General features: G+C 27.2%; 21 protein-coding genes, 1 pseudogene and 1 riboswitch. Of the genes and pseudogenes, 1 reads left to right on the top strand and 21 read right to left on the bottom strand.

Translation table 11 applies throughout. The features are described 5' to 3' along the window. Nucleotides 1-25: 25 nt before the first annotated feature. From NGI68_RS07165 to yedE, 18 genes and pseudogenes are all read right to left on the bottom strand, one after another. Nucleotides 26-1,231, bottom strand: a complete 1,206-nt coding sequence (locus NGI68_RS07165) for a S41 family peptidase (RefSeq protein WP_251860793.1) — start codon at nt 1,229-1,231, stop codon at nt 26-28. Between the two features lie 208 nt (nt 1,232-1,439). Continuing rightward, on the bottom strand, nt 1,440-2,330 hold the full coding sequence (gene ftsX, locus NGI68_RS07160; protein WP_251860792.1) for a permease-like cell division protein FtsX: 891 nt from the start codon (nt 2,328-2,330) through the stop codon (nt 1,440-1,442). After that, nucleotides 2,320-3,006 carry a cell division ATP-binding protein FtsE gene (gene ftsE, locus NGI68_RS07155; RefSeq protein ID WP_251860791.1) on the bottom strand — a complete coding sequence of 229 codons (687 nt, stop codon included), beginning with the start codon at nt 3,004-3,006 and terminating at the stop codon, nt 2,320-2,322. The genes ftsX and ftsE overlap by 11 nt, the downstream gene beginning before the upstream one ends. A 155-nt stretch (nt 3,007-3,161) precedes the next feature. Further along, on the bottom strand, nt 3,162-4,025 hold the full coding sequence (locus NGI68_RS07150) for a YitT family protein (RefSeq protein ID WP_251860790.1): 864 nt from the start codon (nt 4,023-4,025) through the stop codon (nt 3,162-3,164). 306 nt (nt 4,026-4,331) lie between these two features. Further along, nucleotides 4,332-5,273 (bottom strand): transketolase family protein, encoded by a 942-nt coding sequence (locus NGI68_RS07145; RefSeq protein ID WP_251860789.1) that lies wholly within the window; start codon nt 5,271-5,273, stop codon nt 4,332-4,334. Continuing rightward, on the bottom strand, nt 5,273-6,097 hold the full coding sequence (locus NGI68_RS07140) for a transketolase (protein ID WP_251860788.1): 825 nt from the start codon (nt 6,095-6,097) through the stop codon (nt 5,273-5,275). Before NGI68_RS07140 ends, NGI68_RS07145 begins: the two co-directional genes overlap by 1 nt. 353 nt (nt 6,098-6,450) lie before the next feature. Continuing rightward, nucleotides 6,451-6,804, bottom strand: coding sequence for a type II toxin-antitoxin system PemK/MazF family toxin (locus NGI68_RS07135; protein WP_251860787.1), 354 nt, complete (start codon nt 6,802-6,804; stop codon nt 6,451-6,453). Next, entirely contained in the window at nt 6,761-7,084 is a 324-nt protein-coding gene (locus NGI68_RS07130; RefSeq protein WP_251860786.1) for a CopG family ribbon-helix-helix protein, read from the bottom strand. The genes NGI68_RS07135 and NGI68_RS07130 overlap by 44 nt, the downstream gene beginning before the upstream one ends. Nucleotides 7,085-7,235: 151 nt before the next feature. Then, nucleotides 7,236-8,396, bottom strand: a complete 1,161-nt coding sequence (alr, locus tag NGI68_RS07125) for an alanine racemase (protein WP_251860785.1) — start codon at nt 8,394-8,396, stop codon at nt 7,236-7,238. A 27-nt stretch (nt 8,397-8,423) separates the two neighbouring features. After that, the gene (locus tag NGI68_RS07120; RefSeq protein ID WP_251860784.1) at nt 8,424-9,038 is read right to left on the bottom strand and encodes a germination lipoprotein GerS-related protein; all 615 of its coding nucleotides are present in this window, start codon (nt 9,036-9,038) and stop codon (nt 8,424-8,426) included. A 199-nt stretch (nt 9,039-9,237) separates the two neighbouring features. Then, nucleotides 9,238-10,740, bottom strand: a complete 1,503-nt coding sequence (locus NGI68_RS07115) for an NAD(P)H-hydrate dehydratase (RefSeq protein ID WP_251860783.1) — start codon at nt 10,738-10,740, stop codon at nt 9,238-9,240. Then, a complete protein-coding gene (gene acpS, locus NGI68_RS07110; protein WP_251860782.1) occupies nt 10,737-11,117 on the bottom strand; it encodes a holo-ACP synthase in 381 nt (126 codons plus the stop codon). The genes NGI68_RS07115 and acpS overlap by 4 nt, the downstream gene beginning before the upstream one ends. 143 nt (nt 11,118-11,260) lie before the next feature. Continuing rightward, nucleotides 11,261-11,623 carry a DUF6514 family protein gene (locus NGI68_RS07105; protein ID WP_251860781.1) on the bottom strand — a complete coding sequence of 121 codons (363 nt, stop codon included), beginning with the start codon at nt 11,621-11,623 and terminating at the stop codon, nt 11,261-11,263. 393 nt (nt 11,624-12,016) lie between these two features. Then, a complete protein-coding gene (locus tag NGI68_RS07100; RefSeq protein ID WP_251860780.1) occupies nt 12,017-13,351 on the bottom strand; it encodes a Na+/H+ antiporter NhaC family protein in 1,335 nt (444 codons plus the stop codon). Nucleotides 13,352-13,471: 120 nt separating this feature from the next. Then, a riboswitch (SAM riboswitch) is annotated at nt 13,472-13,584 on the bottom strand. 57 nt (nt 13,585-13,641) lie between these two features. Next, nucleotides 13,642-14,498 (bottom strand): annotated as a pseudogene (locus NGI68_RS07095) (YihY/virulence factor BrkB family protein). 248 nt (nt 14,499-14,746) lie between these two features. Beyond that, nucleotides 14,747-14,983 carry a putative Se/S carrier protein gene (locus NGI68_RS07090; protein ID WP_251860778.1) on the bottom strand — a complete coding sequence of 79 codons (237 nt, stop codon included), beginning with the start codon at nt 14,981-14,983 and terminating at the stop codon, nt 14,747-14,749. Further along, nucleotides 14,983-15,201, bottom strand: a complete 219-nt coding sequence (locus NGI68_RS07085) for a sulfurtransferase TusA family protein (RefSeq protein WP_251860777.1) — start codon at nt 15,199-15,201, stop codon at nt 14,983-14,985. Before NGI68_RS07085 ends, NGI68_RS07090 begins: the two co-directional genes overlap by 1 nt. Then, the gene (gene yedE, locus NGI68_RS07080) at nt 15,179-15,694 is read right to left on the bottom strand and encodes a YedE family putative selenium transporter (protein WP_502799375.1); all 516 of its coding nucleotides are present in this window, start codon (nt 15,692-15,694) and stop codon (nt 15,179-15,181) included. Before yedE ends, NGI68_RS07085 begins: the two co-directional genes overlap by 23 nt. Between yedE and NGI68_RS07075 the strand changes: the two genes are divergently transcribed. Further along, the gene (locus NGI68_RS07075; protein WP_353505360.1) at nt 15,663-16,679 is read left to right on the top strand and encodes an aminotransferase class V-fold PLP-dependent enzyme; all 1,017 of its coding nucleotides are present in this window, start codon (nt 15,663-15,665) and stop codon (nt 16,677-16,679) included. The two genes, yedE and NGI68_RS07075, sit on opposite strands and share 32 nt — an antisense overlap. A 54-nt stretch (nt 16,680-16,733) precedes the next feature. On the opposite strand, the gene NGI68_RS07070 is transcribed toward NGI68_RS07075, so the two are convergent. The 3 genes from NGI68_RS07070 to rpsD all read right to left on the bottom strand — a co-directional run bounded on the left by NGI68_RS07070 (nt 16,734) and on the right by rpsD (nt 18,165). Further along, on the bottom strand, nt 16,734-17,000 hold the full coding sequence (locus NGI68_RS07070) for a hypothetical protein (protein WP_251860776.1): 267 nt from the start codon (nt 16,998-17,000) through the stop codon (nt 16,734-16,736). Between the two features lie 241 nt (nt 17,001-17,241). Continuing rightward, nucleotides 17,242-17,394: a hypothetical protein gene (locus NGI68_RS07065; protein WP_251860775.1), complete on the bottom strand. Its 153-nt coding sequence runs from the start codon at nt 17,392-17,394 to the stop codon at nt 17,242-17,244. Between the two features lie 177 nt (nt 17,395-17,571). Beyond that, entirely contained in the window at nt 17,572-18,165 is a 594-nt protein-coding gene (gene rpsD / locus NGI68_RS07060) for a 30S ribosomal protein S4 (RefSeq protein ID WP_251860774.1), read from the bottom strand. Nucleotides 18,166-18,358: the final 193 nt, after the last annotated feature.

Raw genomic sequence — 18,358 nt, 5'->3', positions numbered from 1 at the left:
AAGAATATAAAAATTAAATACAATGTTATTTTATTTTTGATTTTGCAATGTTTAAAGCTTTATTAAATTGAGGATCTAATTTTCTATTATATTCTTTCTTTCTTAATTCCTTTGGATACTCTATTATCATATCTGGAGTTATTCCTTTATGATTTATGTTTATACCTTTAGGTGAATAATATTTTGAAATTGTAACTTTAAGAGCTGTATTATCCCCTGTTTCTAATATAGTTTGAACAACACCTTTTCCAAAAGTTTTTGTTCCTATAGATGTAGCTACATTATAATCTTTCATAGCTCCTAAGAACACTTCAGAAGCACTGGCAGATCCCTCATCTACTAGTATAGTTACTGGAAATCCTATAAAATCTCCACCTTTGGATTTATATTCTTTTTTATTTTTATATTTATCTATAGTTGATACAACAACATTTCCCTTTTCTATAAAATTAGAAGCCATGTTAATACATTCATCTAATAATCCTCCCGGATTTCCTCTTAAATCTAATATTAAAGATTTCATACCTTTGTCTTTTAGATTATTTAAAGCAGTCTTAAAGTTCTTTGAAGTATTTTCGTCAAACATAGTTGCTTGTATATATCCTATATTATTATCTATAATTTCTGATTTTATAGTAGGTATGTTTATTTTCTTTCTTTTTAATGTTACCTCAAAGGCTCCTTTTTCTTTTCTATATAATTGTAATTTAACATCTGTTCCTTCTTGGCCTTTCATTATTGAAATAGCTTTGTCTACATCTTTTCCTGATACTGGTGTACCATCAACTTTTTGAATTTCGTCTTTTGGTAATACGCCTTCTTCCCTAGCTGGTGATCCTTCAAAAGTGGAGCCTACAATTATTTTATTATCTTTAGTTTGTATTTGTATTCCTACACCGCTATAATTACCTTCAGTTTGAGAATTAAACTCTTTGTATTCTTTAGCATTCATAAATACAGTATAAGGATCATTTAAAGATTCTGTCATTCCCTTTACTGCTCCTTCTACCATCTTACTTTCATCTATTTTACCATCATAATATTTATATATTTGGTTTCTTATGAGAAACATTTTTTGATATTTTAATATTTCTTTGTATTGGTCTGCTCCAATTATAACTTTACCATTAGTTAGATATAATGAAACCCAATTCGTACCTAAAAAAGTAAAAATGTTTGTTACTAATACTATAACTACTGTCCATATGATCCATTTTTTATTTTTTTTCAAATTATCCACCTCTTTGTTTAGCCTTAATATATATTAGTAATATATAAGTATTATATATTAAATAATACATTATAGGAGAAAATAAAAAATTAAATTTAAATTAATTTTTTTATTTATAAAACTAGCATGCACTATTTATAAGAAAATATTTAATATATTTCTTATATTGTGCATGCTGTGTTAATTTTAATCTTTACTAATATATTAATTATACTGACAAGAATTTTCTTATAGATAATATACTTCCTATAGACCCTATTATTATGCCACCTAAAACAAATATCCATAATACATTTGATAAAACAAAGCTTGGATTTAATAAGTTTATAAATATTAACCCAGCTGCTGCTTTAGTGTATATTGCTTTATATCCATAATATAATATCAATATAGCAATAATGGCTCCTAATATACCTATAATAATCCCTTCAAATACGAAAGGCCATCTAATAAACCAATCAGTAGCTCCTATATATTTCATTATTCCTATTTCTCTTTTTCTTGAATATACTGTGATTTTTATAGTATTTCCTATTAAGAATAAAGACACTCCTATTAGTATGAAGAATAGCACTATTCCCATCCATTTTAATGTATTTGTTATTCTAGTTATTTTATCAACTATTTCTTTACCATCTTTTATTTGATCTATCCCCTGCATATTTTTTATATTTGCTACTACTTTAGGAACTAATTCAGGCTTTTTAACTCTTACTATAATTGAATTTGGTAGTGGATTTTCTTTTTCTAAACCTTCTGCTAAAGACTTATTGCCCTCTCCTAATTGATCTCTAAATTTGTTTAATGCATCTTTTTTACTTTCATATGTTATCTTTTCTACACCGGATATAGAATTTATCTTGTCTTTTATTGCTTTTTCTTGGTCTGCTTTTATGTCATCTTTTAGTACTATTTTTGCTTCTACTTTTGATTCAACTTCTGTTACTGCTTGTTTAACATTCATTATAGAAAGGACAAACACTCCTAATATAAACAGGGTAGCTGCTACAGTGGCTATAGAAGCTGTACTTAATGTCTTATGTCTTCTTAATCCTTTTATAGAATCTACAACAAAATGTTTTAATGTACTAATCTTCATATCCGTATACACCTCTTTCTGCATCTCTAACTACTGTTCCTTTTTCTATAGCTATAACTCTCTTTCTCATTTTATCAACTATATCTTTTGCATGAGTTGCCATAACTATAGTTGTCCCAGCATGATTTATATCATTTAATATATCCATTATACCAAGAGATGTCTCTGGATCTAAGTTTCCTGTAGGTTCGTCAGCTATTAATATTGATGGGTTGTTTACTATAGCTCTAGCCAATGATATTCTTTGTTGCTCTCCACCTGAAAGTTCATTTGGGAAAGCTTTATATTTGTTTGAAAGGCCTACCAATGATAAAACCATAGGAACTTTTTTCCTAATATCTCTATGATTAGCTTCAATAGCTCTCATAGCAAATGCTACATTTTCGTACACATTCAATGATGGTATTAATCTAAAGTCTTGAAAAACTACTCCAATTTTTCTTCTGTAATATGGTACTTGTTTTCTTGTAAGTGATGTTATTTCTGTACCATCTACAAGCAATTTACCTGAAGTAGGTTTTACTTCTTTTAATAGAAGTTTTATAAAAGTTGATTTACCAGCACCACTAGGTCCAACTAAGAACACAAATTCTCCCTTTTCGATGTCTAAATTTATATCTGATAGTGCATACTTATTTCCGTTGTATATCTTGCTTATATTTCTAAATTCGATCATGAATACCTCTCCTTATTCTGAGTTTTTGCTTCATTTTAATTTATATAGTTCTAACTATCAACATTATATCACAATAAAAGTAAAAATAAAAAACGAAATTATTGTAAAATTTAAAAAGATGCTTGCACAAAGTGCAAACATCTTTTCACATTATATTAACCTTCTTCAATTATGTCTTTAAAACCTTCACCCAGAACTTCATGAGCATCACTTACAGTTATAAATGCTCTTCTGTCTATTTCTTTTATATGTTGTTTCAATTTTATAAATTCTTTTCTACTTAATACAGTATAAAGTACATAGGTTTCTTCATTACTATATACACCCTTGCCATGGAATACTGTACATCCTCTATAAAGTTCATGAATTATAAACTCACTTATTTCTTTGTTCTTTTTACTTATTATCATTATTTGTTTTGACATATTAAGGCCTTCTATTACCGCATCTATGGTAAATCCATTTATAACTACACATAAAAGAGCATACATACCTTTTTCTACTCCAAAAGATGCTGCTGCAAAAATAGTTACTATAAAATCTACTATAAGTAAAGCCTTGCCTATTTCTATATGAAAAAACTTATTTATAATTTTAGCTAATATATCTGTGCCTCCAGTAGAAGCATTTTGATTAAAAACTATTCCCATTCCAATAGCTGATATAAATATTCCAAATAATGATGATAAAAGCAAATCATTTGTAACAGCTTTTCCACCCATGATATCTATTTTTTCCAATATCCATATAATAGTTGCTAACACACAACCAGCATAAATTGTTTTTGCACCAAATTTATTTCCTATAACTATAAATGCTATTATATACAAGAAAACTTCCATTATTAACATAAGTAATCCTACAGACAATGAAGGGAAAAAACTGTTTATAATTATAGAAATTCCTGTAGTTCCACCTGCTGCTATGTTGTTAGGCTTAAAGAAAAAAACTACTGATATAGCTACTAAGAAAACCCCAATAGTTATAAATAAATAATCTTTAAATTTATTATTCTTCACAAAAGCACCTCCCAATTTTATTTTACATATAATTCCACACAAAATTACACCTTGTATAAAAGGCGTTATACACTTAATTTATGTATAAATTGTTATTCATGTACCCTATAAAAATATAACATAAAAGGCCATCATTGGCAACAATATTGCTACTCCATTATTTGCTATAATACTTATATGAAATAAATAAAAAAACAATCCAAAGTTATATATTGTTTAACATAATATTTCATATTATGTATTTTATTTGAATTTTAAAATACAAAAGAGCTGATAAGATATCAGCCCTTTTAAATAAATAAGTTACTATTTTAATTTTAATCCTTTTTTTACGGCTTTTACTATATCATCTGCTGTTAAACAATATTTTTTTAATAGCTCTGCTGGCTTACCACTTTGACCAAATACATCCTTTATTCCAACCCTTAAAACTGGTACTGGATGATTTTCACTTAAAACTTCGCATACAGTTGATCCTAATCCACCTATTATGCTATGTTCTTCCGCTGTAATCACTACACCAGTTTTTCTAGCAGCATCTATAATAATTTCCTTATCTATAGGTTTTATAGTATGTATGTTTATAACATTTACTTTTATACCTTCTTCTGCTAACATATTATAAGCTTCTAAAGCTGCATCTACCATTATTCCTGTAGCTATTATAGTGGCTTCTTTTCCTTCTCTTAATTTTATTCCTTTTCCTATTTCAAATTTATATTCTTGGTTATCATTTATAACTGGAACCCCAGATCTTCCTAATCTTACATAACATGGTCCATTATATTCTGCTATAGCTCTTATTGCAGCTTCTGTTTCTGCTGCATCACTTGGACAAATAACTGTCATATTTGGTATGCTTCTCATTAAAGATATATCTTCAATAGATTGATGAGATGCACCATCTTCTCCTACTGTAACCCCTGCATGTGTTGCGCATACTTTAACATTTAAGTTTGGATAACATATTGAATTTCTTATTTGCTCAAAAGCTCTTCCTGTAGCAAACATTGCAAAAGTACTAGCAAAAGGAATCTTACCACAAGTTGACAATCCTGCAGCTATTCCCATCAAATTAGCTTCAGCTATTCCTACATTTATAAATCTTTCTGGACAAACCTTTTTAAAATCTGCAGTTTTAGTAGATTTTGAAAGATCTGCATCTAAGACTACTACATTTGAATTTTCTTCTGCCAATTTAGCTAATGTCTTTCCGTATGCCTCTCTTGTTGCTATTTTAACCCCCATTATTTGTCACCTCCTATTTCACATAAAGCTTTTTTACATTCTTCAGCACTTGGTGCTTTACCATGCCATCCAGCTTCATTTTCCATAAAGGAAACACCCTTACCTTTTATAGTTTTGCATACTATCATAGTTGGTTTTCCTTTAGTATTTTTAGCACTTTCAATAGCATTTAATATAGCATCAAAATCATGTCCATCTATTTCTATAACACTCCAATTAAAAGTTCTAAATTTATCTGCTATAGGTTCTGCTGACATAACTTCACTACAAGGTCCATCTATTTGTAATCCATTATAATCTACAAAAGCAGTCATATTATCTAATTTGTAATGAGCTGCTGCCATAGTTGCTTCCCAAACTTGTCCTTCTTCTAATTCTCCATCCCCTAATAAAGTATATACTCTGTAATCTTTTTCATCAATTTTACCAGCCAAAGCCATACCAACTGCTGTTGATATTCCTTGTCCTAATGATCCTGTTGACATATCTACACCTGGAACATCATTCATATTTGGATGTCCTTGTAATATTGATCCAATTTTTCTTAAAGTTTTTAGCTCTTCTGGATTAAAATATCCTCTTCTAGCCAAAACACTGTATAGTACTGGAGCAGCATGTCCTTTAGAAAGAACAAATCTGTCCCTATTTAAATCCCTAGCATTACTAGGATCTATATTCATTTCATTAAAATATAAAGCAGTCAATATCTCTACTGCTGATAGGGAACCGCCTGGATGTCCAGAAGCAGATTCAGTTAACATTGAAACTATGTCTTTTCTAATAACTTTAGCCATATCTTTTAGCTGTTCTATGTTATTCTTCATATTTTTACCTCCAAGTATTTTTTAATCACCCTTATTTACTATATAATTGTAACATAAAATTTAATTTTAATATATAATTGAACCATAAAAATTAATTCCAATATACATAATTATAATATATCTAATTACAACATAATTATTAATTCTAGTATATATAATTATAATATATACATAAAAAAGCTATATATTATAATTATATTAGAGTCATATATATTAATATATTTGCTAATTTTCATATTATTATATTCATATTTAAATTTAAAATATTTTCCTTTAATTACAATTATATCATTCTATTATCAAAGTAAATTATAACAATAAAAAAAAGATAAGGGCAAAAACCCTTATCCTATTTAATTCAAAGCTACACTGACTAAAATAGCAGCATCAACTTTTTTCATATCTTCATCTGTCATATGACCTATTTTTTCTTTTAATCTTCGCTTATCTAAAGTCCTTATTTGTTCTAGCAATACTACTGAATCTTTATTTAATCCATAATCTTCTGATGATATTTCTACATGTGTTGGTAATTTAGCTTTATTTATTTGTGAAGTTATTGCTGCGATTATTACTGTTGGACTATATTTGTTTCCTACATTATTTTGTATAACTATAACCGGTCTTATTCCACCTTGCTCTGAACCTACTACAGGACTTAGATCAGCATAAAATATATCTCCTCTTTTTACCATCTGTTGTGTCATTTTGGAAATCACTCTCCGAAAGCATAGCTTCATACTTTTTTAAATCTTTTATATCTTGCTCAAATCCCTGTTCTGCATATTCTCTATTTATATTTGCCATTTCCATATAACCTTTTTTCATTTCATCCATTTTTATTTGCTTTTTTCTCTCCTCAATATATAGTATTATAGCTTCCCTAAAAAATTCACTTCTTTTTTGAGAATCTTTTTTTATTATTTCATTTATTTCATTATAAAGTGCATCTGGAAGATTTATAACTACCTTCTTTTTATCCGTCATAAAAAATAATACCTCCTACTAAGGTTATGTAATATCTATCTTTTAATTATAAAGTTTTAGGAATTTCAATGTCAAAGTTTATTTTATTACAATTATACATTATATTGGGTATATTAGATAAAATTAATAAGAATATGCTCTTTTATAAATTTTATAGATAATTCACTACATTTATAACCTTTCCGTCCTTTTTATATACCCTAGGCACCCTTTTATTTATATTACATATAACTTCATAATTTATAGTGTCTATTTGCGATGCTATATCATCTGCTGTATAACTTATTCCATTTTCTTGTCCTATAATAGTAACTATATCTCCAACTTTTAAATCTTCTATATCAGTTACATCTATCATACATTGATCCATACAAACTCTCCCTACTACAGGAGCGAAGTTTCCTTTTACTATTACTTTTCCCTTATTACTTAATAATCTATTATATCCATCTGCATACCCCATAGGTAAAGTAGCTATTACGCTTTCTCTTTCTGTTTTAAAAGTCCTACCATAACTTATATATTCTCCTGCTGGTATTTTTTTTATGTGTACTATACTAGTTTTCAATGACATTACGGGCTTTAACTTTACACTATCTTTTAACACATAATTAGAGGGATAATATCCATACATTATGATTCCTGCTCTTACTGCATCTAAATGAGTGTGTTTTAAATCTATTATAGCTGCACTATTAGCAATATGCTTTATTGGTATAAATATGTTTTTTGCTTCTACTTTATGTATAAATTCTATATAATTATCCATTTGATATGAAGTATAACTCTTATCTAATTCATCTGCAGATGAAAAATGAGAGAATATACCTTCTATTTTAATGTTTGGCAATTCACTTATTTTATATACATCTTCAATGCTTTCTTTTGTAGGTAAAAATCCAATTCTGCCCATACCTGTATCTACTACTATATGTATTTTTAATGTTTTCCTTTTTAGTACTGCTATCTTGGATAATTCCAAAGCATCTTCATAAGAGTATATAGCTTGCTCTATATCATTATCTACAAGCACATCTCCCAAATATGGTGGTGTATAGCCTAATATCATTACTGGCTCTTTTATGCCACTCATTCTAAGTTCCATAGCTTCACTTAAAACTGCAACCGCCAATCTACTCACTCCATTCTTCAGGAGAGTGGGAGCTATTTCCATAGCTCCATGACCATATGCATTTGCTTTAATAACACCTATTATTTCTTTATCTTTACATATCTTTTTTATCTGTTTTAAGTTATGTTGTAAATTATCCAAGTCTACTTCTGCCCACATTGCTCTTAAATTTCTAAACAAATTTTTCCCTGCTTTCTAAAGTAAATTTTATAGACTATCTGGATTAAATAATTTTTTATCTAAATTGTTATTTGGTATAAAATTTGTATAATTTATAACTGCACTTTCATTATTTTTGCTATCATATATTATTAACTTTTTAGGAATATTTTTTTTATCTTCTACGAACAGTTCTGCTTTTACAGAATTTCTGTTATTTCCTGGTATTGTTAATGTTATAACTTCGCACTTAGAATCTTCTTCTCCTCTTAGATCAACTTTTATCTCATCATTAGTATATAAAAGACAGATATATTCTCCAATAAATGTTAACCTATAGAATTTATCAAATTCTTTGTCTTTGTTATATTTCACTCCATTAGCCAGGTCCTTAACAAATATCTTATTATTTGTATATAATAAGATTCTCTCCTTATTTAATTCAAATCTATATCCTAATTTCTTATTATAAAATTGCTTTCCTTTATACTGTATTGTTTGCTTTTTATTTTTTATATTTATATCTACATCACAACTATAACTTTCTAAATTCTTCAAATATTCTATGCTATCTCCATATTCGCTATTTTTGTTAAAATGTATAAATAAAAATGCAGCTAAAATTATTGCAATAGCTGAACATAATACAAATAATTTTTTCATGTAAGGCCTCCTAATATATCCACTTTTTTATTTCATTAATAATATTATTCTTATCTTTATTTATATATTACTAAGTCCTTACAAAATACCATTACCTTACTTAAAATAAATCTTACTAAATAATTCATATTTTAAAATAAAATTATACATTTAAACTTTAATAAGCATAAATTTATAGCAAACAACAAATTAATTTCATTTATATATGTTGTAATTCTTTTATAGCAAAAGGTATATAGTCTAATATATGAGTTGCATTTACGCAGAACATTTTTGAAGATAATTTTTCACCACAATATCCATGTATATATGCGGAAAGCCAAGTAGCCTTTAATGGATCATATCCCTGGGCTATAAATGATGCTATTATTCCTGTTAAGCAATCACCCATTCCCCCTGATGCCATAGCGCTATTACCTGTAGAATTTACAAATAATTCTTCTCCATCTGTAATTATTGTATTATATCCTTTTAGAAGTAATATAACCCTGTTTCCTTTTGCAAATTCTTTGGCTACTTTTAATCTATTCTTATTAATATAATCTATATCATATCCTGTTATTCTTGAAAATTCACCTAAATGTGGTGTTAAAATCACTTTACCTTTTGTATGTTTTATTATATCTAAATTATCCTGTAAAACATTTATACCATCAGCGTCTATAACTATATGCCCATTATAATCCCTTACTATTTTTCTTAACAGTTCCTCTGTACTATAATTTTTACCCATACCTGGACCTATTGCTATGCAATTACTTTTATCCATAATAGTTTTAATATGGTCATAATCATCATAAGCCATAGTCATTGATTCTTCTAATTTACAACTTAACACATCCTGAATATCCCTTGATGTAGCTAAAGTTACAAGTCCTGCTCCACTTTTAACTGCTGCTTCTGTACATATATAAGCAGCCCCAGAGAATCCTCTGTTTCCCGCTACAACTAATACTCTTCCAAAATCACCTTTATGGTCATATTTATTTCTCTCTTTAAAGTTATTATTAAACATATATTTATCTATAATATAATGATTATAAGAAAATAATTCTAAAATTTCCTTAGGAACTCCTATATTTTCAATAATAATATTTCCTAAATATTTATCTCTATCATAAGCTAAAAAGCCTTCTTTATACATTTCAAAAGAAACTGTCATGTCTGCTTCTATAGATACTCCCTCTATTTCACCTGTATTTGCATTTAATCCTGAAGGTATATCTATGGCTAATGTAATCCTGCTATTTTCATTTATTAAAGATATAGTATCTTTATATATTCCTTCTATTTTTCTACTGAGACCTATACCAAAAATTCCATCTATAGTCATATCACTATTAATTATTCTTTCTCTTAAATAATCTAAATCTTCATAATCTCTTATAGTATTAATATTTGTATTGGTATTTTTTAATATATTATAATTTATCTTAAATTCCTCAGTGCTATTTTTACTCTTTTCAATTATAAATACTTCTACTTCTTTGTTTAAACACTGTAGATGTCTTGCTATTGCTAATCCATCTCCTCCATTGTTTCCCTTTCCACAAACTACTACGAACCTATTATTTAATTCTAGGTCTATATTAGATATAACTTTTAATGCTGCATTTTCCATTAACACAATACTTGGTATACCTATTTTTTCTATAGAATAGGTATCTATTTTTCTAAAATTTTCTGATGAAGTTATTCTCATATAAACACCTCCAATAAAGCATAAGCTACAGCATATTCCCTTTCATGTGATATACTCAAATGAATTTTATAAGATTTTCCTATGTTAGTCACAACATCTTGAGCCTTTGTTTTTAAAATAACCTCTGGTTTCCCTAATGAATCGTTTATTATCTCCATATCTTTAAAACTAAAGTTTCTGATTCCTGTGCCAAAAGCCTTAGATATAGCTTCCTTTGCTGCAAATCTTCCCGCTACAAACTCTGGTCTGAAATTTCTTTTTTCTAATATATCTATCTCACTGTCTGTAAATAATTTATTTATAAAATTTGTATTTCTACTTATTGCTTTTTCTATTCTCTTAATTTCAGTAATATCTACTCCAATACCATAAATCACCTTATCATCACTTCCTTAATTTATATTATAAACTATTTATAATTAAAAATATAAAAATTAATAATTACTTTTTATATAAAAAAATAAAGGATAAATAGTTAAAATCTATTACTATTTATCCCTATAAATTATATGAATTTATTTTATTTACACATAGAAGATGCATTCCTTAGCACATTCTCATAATCAGATACATATTTGTCTGCATATTCTCCAATTATATCTATAAGATGAATAGGTGACACTGTTTGATCATACAACATTTTTAGTAAATTATGTACTTTATATCTATGAGGGCTTATATGTCTTATATTATCACTTTCTAAATTTATAAGCTGTTCTTTTTGAAAGTCCTTTCTTATTATTTCTATTCCATATGATTGAACCTTTATGTCTTCGTTTTGCCAAGAAATATACAAATCACTTTTTATAAGTTTATAGTAATACATATACTCTTTATCTTCTAAGTTCTGACCTCTAATAAGATTTTCTAATACCACTTCCATATCACTATCCCCCTGATAACAAAATAACTTTATTAATATGCTACCATATGTTGTACACAAAATTATGTCATTTAATGAAATGTATTTAAAATTTTCTTATTATTTATATTGACAATATAATATTTTAATTTTTATTTACGATATATTTTTTTCTTATTCGCAATATCAATAACCATTTATAGGAATTTTACAGCTTTTTAATGATCTTTATTGTCGAAATTCATATGAAAATTATATTTAAATATCATACTATCCATATTAAAACCTATTATTGGTACTATTTTTATTATTTATATTTATTATTATAAACTGGACTCAAAAATAATAGCATAAATTTACTTTATTGTTATAAAGATTCCTTTATGCTATTATTTTACTATTTAATTTTAATAATTAAATTACATTTTCCTCAATTATTTCTGAAGTATTCTTTTTATTTTTAAACTTTGGTAATCCTACCACTATAGCTATCAATGCACATATTCCCATTAAGTATGTATAATAAAGATATTTCATTATGCCAAAAGGTGATATTTTAGCAATACCTGCTGCCGCTAGTAATTGAGCGCCATAGGGAATTATTCCTTGGCAGAAACAAGAGAATGTATCTAATAAACTAGCACTTTTTCTTGGATCTACATCATATTTGTCTGCTATATCTTTAGCTATTGGTCCAGCCATTACTATAGCTATAGTATTATTAGCTGTACATATATCAACTACACTAACTAACAAAGCAATTCCTAATTCTGCTCCTTTTTTACTCTTTATCTTACTCTTTATTAAGTTTAATAGGAAATCTATTCCTCCATTATATTTTATTACTTCTACCATTCCACCTATTATTAAAGATATTATAACTAACTCTGTCATTCCTCCAATACCTTTTCCTATAGATTGGAATAATCCTACTATATTAAATGTACCAAAATATAATCCTATTGCTGCTGAAAAAACAGTTCCTCCAAATAATATGATTATTACATTACCACCAAGCAATGCTGCCACTAAGACAGATATATAAGGTAAAACTTTCATAAATGAATAAGAATAATTTCCATGTAATCCAGTACTTCCGTTAGCTGTTATTATACTAAATACAATTGCTGTTATTATAGCTGCTGGTAATACAATAAAGAAATTTGTTTTAAATTTATCTCTCAAATCACAACCTTGAGTTCTAGCTGCTGCTATAGTAGTATCAGAAATCATAGATAAGTTATCTCCAAACATAGCTCCACTTATTACAGCACCTAATGTTAATCCTATAATTATTCCTGTCTTTTGCGATATTCCCACGGCCATAGGTGCTAGAGCAACTATTGTACCCATTGAAGTTCCTATTGATAATGATATGAAGCAAGCTATAATAAAAACTCCTGCTACTAGTATATTACTTGGAAGTATACTAAGCCCTAAATTAACTGTTGAATCTACAGCCCCCATATCTTTAGCTACCTGTGCAAAAGCTCCTGCCAATATAAATATTAAACACATTAAAATTATATTAGAATTACCTGCACCTTCACAAAACACATCTATTTTTTTTGATAAAGTTTCTTTTCTATTCATAACTAATGCACTTATAGCTGCTATTAAAAATGGTACACTCATTGGTATAGCATAAAAATCATTTGATATAATTCCCATAGAAACATAAACCGCTAAAAATATTAATAACGGTAATAGTGCTATTGCACTTCCTTTTTTAATTTTGTCTTCTTTCACTGTTATCCCTCCCATTTTGTATAACAAATATATGTTAATTTGTTCCTATCCTTTGAAGTTTTTTATTTTTACCAATAAAAAAACTTCTTGCAGATAATACAAGAAGTGGATTTCCTCTATATCTTATCTACCAGGTTTAACCTGCTGGAATTAGCACCGTTTAAAGTAAAAATAATTACATTAGTGGTTGCCGGGCTTCATAGGGCCAGTCCCTCAGCCTCTCTGGATAAGAATCCATATTTAATTTATTAATAATTATATATTAAAAAATACATTAAATCAATATATTTTTATAAATAATTTCTATTTTTTAAACTTTTTCTCTGTAAGATACTAATAGAGCGTTTATTTCTCCTCCTGTTATAAATATTATAGATGTTAAATATAACCATAATAGAAACACAATAACTGCTCCTATACTACCATATACTCTAGAATAATTATTAAAATTATCTACGTAAAATGAAAATCCCATAGATGCAATTATCCAAGCTATTGTAGCAAACACAGCTCCTGGTAATACATCTCTCCATCTTAATCTTCTACTAGGAATATAGTAATATAACGCAGCTAAAATAAATATACTCAATCCTATCATTATCATATATCTTATTATGTTCCATATTCTATTAAATTCCCATGAAAAACCTAATTTATAAACCAAGGTTCTTCCTATGGTTTTTCCAAAAACTAATAAAAAAATACTCATAATAAGTACTAGTGCCATGGCTAGAGTGCATAAGATAGTCATAGTTTGCACCCTTACAAAGGATCTTTTTTCCTTTATATCATAGGCTTTATTTAACCCTCTTACTACAGCTCTAAAACCTGAAGAAGCAGTCCAAATAGTAAAAATTATACTGAAAGAAAGTAAATTGCCATTTTGAGTATATATAATTTCTTCTATAGTATTTTTTAACAATAAATACGCATTATCAGGAATTATTTGTTCTAATCCCAATAATAAGTCTTCACCATGTATAGGTAAATACCCTATTAGTGTTATTACAAATATCAAAAAAGGAAATATTGATATAATCAATGCATAAGCCAATTGAGATGATAATGCTAATACCTCATCCTCTAAAAATCTATTTACTAAATTTTTTATTCCATTTGGCATAGCTTTAAAAAGATTTTTATTCAAAGCACTAACTCCTTTTAGTATTTTTAATACAATTATATACCATATAAAGTAATATTGGGTAATATAGTTTAAAATTAAAAATTTATTTTAAATTATGAAATATATATTTATTAAAATCCATATATAAAAGCTATGAATGTTAAATATAATATTTACTAATTCATAGCTTTTTATTATTTCATAATAAGGTGTTTATAATTTTATATAAATAACTCATTAAAATTTTATTTATATATAAAATCTATTAATTATTCATAAGAATATATACACTGATATTTTCCATCTTTTATGGAAAATAATTTTTCTATATCATCTACTATTAAATTGTTTAAATTATCTTCATAATTAAATTTTACCCCTATTCCACAGTTAGAACTTATCTTTCTAGGTACTGGCATAGTTTGATTACTTATACTTAATTTATTTAGAAATCTACTGTATTTTATGGCACCTGAATGCGCGAAAAAAATTCCTATATATTCCATTATTTGTTCCTTACAGATAAAATAAAATCATCTTCTTTTTTTTCTATAGTAACTTCATAACCGGATTTCTTCATAAATCTCTCTACATTTCCTCTAGCAGTCATATTATCTACCATCACACCTATACCATTCTTATTGTTTTCTAAAGCTTTTTTTGCCATAAGTACTGGTTGTGGACAAGACATTCCTCTGGCATCAATTTGAACCAACACTAACATCTCCTTTTACTCTTACTTTTGTGCTTTTTTCTATATTTATATATGAAATAGCACACACTAGTATGAATCCTATTATTACAGCTACTTTACCATTGGGTGTAGCTCCTTTTGCACTAGCTGCTAAACTAAAATTATGACAAAATGCAGCTCCTAATACCATACCTAAAACTGTTATGACTGAATCAATATTTCCTTCTGCTGAAAGTATAAGCTGTCTCATAGGACATCCTCCTAAAAGAACTGATCCCCAACCAACAAGTACCATACCTAAAAAATTCCATAATGCATCTGTATGAGCAACTGGTTGTCCTGCAAATCCCAATTTAAATTCTCCTATGATTAAATTTCCTATAAGATCAAATACAAATATAGATATAAATCCTGATATTAAATAACTATCTTTAAACATTATTAGATCTCTTATTCCACCTACCATACATAGTCTTGTTCTTTGAGCTAAAATTCCCACAATCAAGCCTGCTATTAATGCAATAGCTATAGGCGCATGGGCTGCACCAGGACCCTTTTTACTAAAAAATATAACTGAAAGTTTAAATTTATTAATTAAAGGATTATTACATAAAGGAGATCATGTTATAGTTTCTTTTATGGAACACAATGCAGTTATGCGTCCATTAACTTCTCTCATAAAAAATGAAATAGAAATTTCTAAAGTTTCTTGCAATATATTAGGTCAACTCAATATTAGCAATATAAAAAAACAAATAAAATCTAATACAAAAGCTATTATTATGACTAATGCTTCTAATGTATGTGGAACTATATTGCCCTTAGAAGAAATAGGTTGTTTAGGCAAAAAAAATAATCTGTTTTTTTTAATAGATTCCGCTCAGACAGCAGGATTTTTAGATATTAATTTTGAGCAAATATGTGCAGATGATATAGTCTTTACTGGACATAAAGGACTTCTAGGTCCGCAAGGTGTAGGTGGCTTTTTAATAAAAGATTCTTTAATATCCAGTATTGATCCATTTATCGAAGGAGGTACAGGGAGCCTTTCAGAATATGAGATTCAACCAAATTATATGCCAGATAAATATGAGAGCGGTACTATTAATATCCCTGGAATATACGGACTAAATGCGGCCTTAAAATATATAGAAAAGATAGGCCTATCTTATATTAGAGAAAAGGAGTTATTTTTAACAAAACTTTTTTTACAAGATATTGCAAATTTAAATAATGTAAAATTAATTGGTTTAGACAACATAAATAATAGAACTGCTGTAATATCTTTAGACTTTAATGGAATGGACAATGCTCAAGTTTCTCTGGATTTGTGTCAACAATACAATATAATTACTAGATGTGGTCTACACTGTGCCCCTTCTGCTCATAAAACCTTAAATACATTCCCAAAGGGAACTGTTAGATTTAGTTTGGGACATTTTAATACTAAAGAAGATGTTACATACACTGTAGATTCTTTAAATAAAATTATTAAACAATTTTATTAAATAAAAAATAAAGGATTTTAAAAAAACAATCCTTTATTTTCTACAGTTTTATTGTTAAATTATACAGCCTATATTGCTATTTAAAATCTTTATGAAGTTGTTTTTCATAAATAAATTGTGGTGTAAATCTTTAGTGATTTCTTTTAAGGCATTTATAGACATACCTATATCTTCTTCTATAACTTCTAAAAAGTTTTCTTCTTTAGAAATTTTGTCTATTATTTCTTTACCACTAGAATATATATCAATATTGAATATTCTAGCACTATCTTGCCATTGTGTATTAAATTCATAACAGTATTTTTTTAATTCATATATCAACTGATGCTGATCTAATTCACATAAATCATATATCTTATTAATAAAATATTCTATTTTCTCTGTAGAATCTTTGTCTTTACATAATATATTTATTTCTTCTAGTAATTCTTCTTTATAAGCTATAGGAGTAATTATGTCTTTAGTTTTACTATTTGCATTGAAAAAGAAAACTGTAGGTATAAATATATACTTTATAAATCCCAGGAGGGATTGTACATTGGGATATACTGCCCAATTATTATCAAAAATATTTTTCCCATAGTCTACTATGAGTAGTATTTATAAAAATAGAATCTTGCCCTATAGGGATATCATTAAAATTCCAATTCCATATATTTTTTCTTTTTACCAATAAAGTTTCCCAATAGAAAATATTATTATATTTATTGTCCATATAGCATACCTCTTATCTAAAGCCAATTTATAATTATGACCGTAAGATACTTGTATTTTGTATAAAGTTTTATTTAAGTTGTGCATTATTTCTTAATTGTGTATAAAGTTAATCTTAAGTTGTGTTACTTTTTAATTGTGTATAAAGTTAGTATTAAGTTGTGTGTTAATCTCTTTTTTACTTGGAATATAATTCTACTACTAAAGTTTCATTAACATCTATTGGTATTTCATCTCTTTCAGGTGTTTTTATTAATACACCTGAAAATTTATCATAGTCCTTTTCTATATATGGTAATGTGAATTTTTTTAAAGCTAAGAAATTATCTTCAAATTCTTCATTTTTTCTATATTTTTCTCTTAAAGTTATCATATCTCCTATTTTTGTTTCATAGGATGGTATGTTAATTTTCAAATCATTGACCAATATGTGACCATGGTTTACCATTTGTCTAGCTTGTCTTATAGAACTAGCAAAACCTATTCTATATACCATATTATCTAACCTACATTCTAAGATTCTTAACAATACGTCACCAGTTCTTTCTTTAGCCTTCATAGCTTTTTTAACATATCTTAAAAATTGCTTTTCTAGAACTCCATAGTAGAATCTTATTTTTTGCTTTTCTAAAAGTTGCTTACCGTAGTTTGATAATTTTTTACCTTCCCTACTATTTTCTCTTGTAGCTCTTTTCATAGCCTTAGGATGTCCATAAATGTTTACTCCTAATCTTCTAGATGGCTTAAATCTAGGATCTCTTATCTTAGCCATTTTTTCCTCCTAAGATTGTATTCTTAGCCACGATAATAGTTTTCATAAAAACTATTTATATTATAGCACGAATTGAAAATGACTTTCAATATCTTTTTTAACTTTATATTTACTTTTATATTTTAAAATTTATCTAATCTTTATTATAAATAAAGTCTTAAAATTATTCAGTTTTTATGTAAAATAAATTATA

This window comes from Clostridium sp. Marseille-Q2269 (genome assembly GCF_943736985.1).
Lineage (GTDB): Bacteria > Bacillota > Clostridia > Clostridiales > Clostridiaceae > Clostridium_F.
Note: the sequence above shows the minus strand (reverse complement) of the source record. Positions and strands in the feature narration are given on the sequence as shown.

Excerpts from the sequence above, each read along its gene's own strand:
- NGI68_RS07090 (WP_251860778.1), bottom strand. The coding sequence starts at position 14,983 with ATGGAATATATAGGAATTTTTTTCGCGCATTCAGGTGCCATAAAATAC.
- NGI68_RS07130 (WP_251860786.1), bottom strand. The coding sequence starts at position 7,084 with ATGACGGATAAAAAGAAGGTAGTTATAAATCTTCCAGATGCACTTTAT.
- NGI68_RS07135 (WP_251860787.1), bottom strand. The coding sequence starts at position 6,804 with ATGACACAACAGATGGTAAAAAGAGGAGATATATTTTATGCTGATCTA.
- NGI68_RS07105 (WP_251860781.1), bottom strand. The coding sequence starts at position 11,623 with ATGGAAGTGGTATTAGAAAATCTTATTAGAGGTCAGAACTTAGAAGAT.
- NGI68_RS07120 (WP_251860784.1), bottom strand. The coding sequence starts at position 9,038 with ATGAAAAAATTATTTGTATTATGTTCAGCTATTGCAATAATTTTAGCT.
- NGI68_RS07085 (WP_251860777.1), bottom strand. The coding sequence starts at position 15,201 with ATGTTAGTGTTGGTTCAAATTGATGCCAGAGGAATGTCTTGTCCACAA.
- ftsE (WP_251860791.1), bottom strand. The coding sequence starts at position 3,006 with ATGATCGAATTTAGAAATATAAGCAAGATATACAACGGAAATAAGTAT.
- NGI68_RS07065 (WP_251860775.1), bottom strand. The coding sequence starts at position 17,394 with ATGGACAATAAATATAATAATATTTTCTATTGGGAAACTTTATTGGTA.
- rpsD (WP_251860774.1), bottom strand. The coding sequence starts at position 18,165 with ATGGCTAAGATAAGAGATCCTAGATTTAAGCCATCTAGAAGATTAGGA.
- NGI68_RS07145 (WP_251860789.1), bottom strand. The coding sequence starts at position 5,273 with ATGGGGGTTAAAATAGCAACAAGAGAGGCATACGGAAAGACATTAGCT.
- NGI68_RS07140 (WP_251860788.1), bottom strand. The coding sequence starts at position 6,097 with ATGAAGAATAACATAGAACAGCTAAAAGATATGGCTAAAGTTATTAGA.
- NGI68_RS07115 (WP_251860783.1), bottom strand. The coding sequence starts at position 10,740 with ATGAGAATAACTTCATCAGAAAATTTTAGAAAAATAGATACCTATTCT.
- ftsX (WP_251860792.1), bottom strand. The coding sequence starts at position 2,330 with ATGAAGATTAGTACATTAAAACATTTTGTTGTAGATTCTATAAAAGGA.